At 68.6% G+C, this 1,278-nt stretch carries 1 protein-coding gene; it reads right to left on the bottom strand.

Annotated features, from left to right (window positions below; all coding sequences use genetic code 11):
- Window positions 1-98 precede the first annotated feature (98 nt).
- Window positions 99-1,010, bottom strand: a complete 912-nt coding sequence (locus VXC91_RS45790; protein WP_329513240.1) for a right-handed parallel beta-helix repeat-containing protein — start codon at window positions 1,008-1,010, stop codon at window positions 99-101.
- Window positions 1,011-1,278 lie beyond the last annotated feature (268 nt).

Raw genomic sequence — 1,278 nt, 5'->3', positions numbered from 1 at the left:
CAACACCACGATGGCCCGGGAACTCGTCGCGGCTTTCGATGCCACCGATGCCGACGACGACATACGTGTCGTGTTGCTGACCGGAGCGGGGCGCGGGTTCAGCCGGTGCAGCCGCCGACGCTGCCGGCCGGGGCGCAGTTGTCCGGGTTGTTGTCGCGTACGGTCGACTGGGCCGACGCTACCGTACCGAGGTTGAGGATGCCGCCGCCGCTACCGGGGCCATCGCCCGTCGTGTTGCGCTCCACCCTGGAGTCGATCAATGTCAACGTGCTGCCTTGGAGGTTGGAGATGCCGCCGCCGTTGGCTGTCGCCGAGTTGCTGCGCACCGCGGAGCCGGACAGCGTCACCCTGCCCCCCGCGTCATTAAGGATGCCGCCGCCGAATTGGGCATGGTTGTCCTGCACGGTGGAGTCGGACAGCGCCAGCGTGCTGTTCTGACCAACAAAAATGCCGCCGGCGGAGATGCTCGCCATGTTGTTGCGTACTCTGGACCGGGTCACCGTCACGGTGCCGCCACCTACGGCGAGGTTGGCGATGCCGCCGCCGAACTGGGCGGCGTTGTTGCGCACCGTGGAGTCGGTCAGCGCCACCGTGCCGCCGGCGTTGTTGAGGATGCCGCCGCCGAAGACCTGGCCGTTGACGACCGTGCCGGTGCCATGGGCGATGGTCAGGTGGGTCAGGTGCACCCGGACGGCTCCGGTGACCGCCACGGCGGAGCTGGCGTAGTTGCCGTCGAGGACCGCGTCTTTGAGGCCGACCACGGTCAGGTTCCTGGCGATGGTGAAGGGACCGATGCAGGTACCCTTCACCCCCAACGTCTCCCCTGCGCCAGCGCCGGCGATCGCGGTCCGCAAAGCCGCAGGGTTGTCCTTGCAGTTCACCACCGTGCGAGCATCGGCCGCCGCTGCCGCCGAAGCCGGCCCGATCACGCAGACCGCCCCGGTCGTCACCGCCACCGCCGCCATCCGCGTCCCCTGGCACCGCACCACCCGGACAACCCGCTCGAGCATCCCGTGTCTCCTCATCTGTGCGCGGGGGTGCCCGATGACGCTGCCCCGCTGTCGTTCCCCGACACGGGCAGCCTGAGCGCCCGCGCTGGGAACATGAGAGTGACTCCCCCCGGCAGGAATGGCGCCAAAGACGGCCCCGCCGCGTCCCCCGAACAGCCGGGGACCATGACCGATACGGCCCACAGTCGACCCTGTAGGGTGCCAGAACTTACGTGCTGTCTCTGACGCGTAAATAGAACCTGATCAGCGGTGGTGCGGGCAGGTCTGG

The organism is Streptomyces chiangmaiensis, from assembly GCF_036281785.1.
In the GTDB taxonomy this organism is placed as follows: domain Bacteria; phylum Actinomycetota; class Actinomycetes; order Streptomycetales; family Streptomycetaceae; genus Streptomyces; species Streptomyces chiangmaiensis.
Note: the sequence above shows the minus strand (reverse complement) of the source record. Positions and strands in the feature narration are given on the sequence as shown.